This window comes from Bacillus sp. SIMBA_074 (assembly GCF_046534555.1).
Lineage (GTDB): Bacteria > Bacillota > Bacilli > Bacillales > Bacillaceae_G > Bacillus_A > Bacillus_A mycoides.
This window is the reverse complement of sequence record NZ_JAWRYM010000556.1, coordinates 1-270: the sequence shown is the minus strand read 5'-3', so window position 1 is coordinate 270 and position 270 is coordinate 1. Positions and strand designations below refer to the sequence as shown.

Below are 270 nucleotides of genomic sequence, written 5' to 3'. Positions count from 1 at the left end.
CTCCGAGAGCGGCCTCGCCCATGCCCGGGAACTGGTCGACATGGCGTCGGCGGCGCGGGACGGGCATCCATCGGTGATAAGCTGAGAGCCCGTGGTGGATTATTCAGACGCGGGCCCCTCGAGCGGCAGATCTCAGACAAACGGCACTACCAAACACCTCTTCGTGACCGGTGGTGTCGTTTCTTCGTTGGGGAAGGGGCTGCCGGCCGCCTCCGTCGGCAATCTCCTCACGGCGCGGGGCGTGCGTGTCGTCATGCAGAAGCTCGACCC

General features: G+C 65.9%; 1 protein-coding gene. It reads left to right on the top strand.

Features of this window, described 5'->3' with window-relative positions:
- Positions 1–94 precede the first annotated feature (94 nt).
- Positions 95–270 (top strand): hypothetical protein (locus tag SB773_RS31955; protein ID WP_410594353.1); only part of this gene is annotated, 176 nt, incomplete at its 3' end.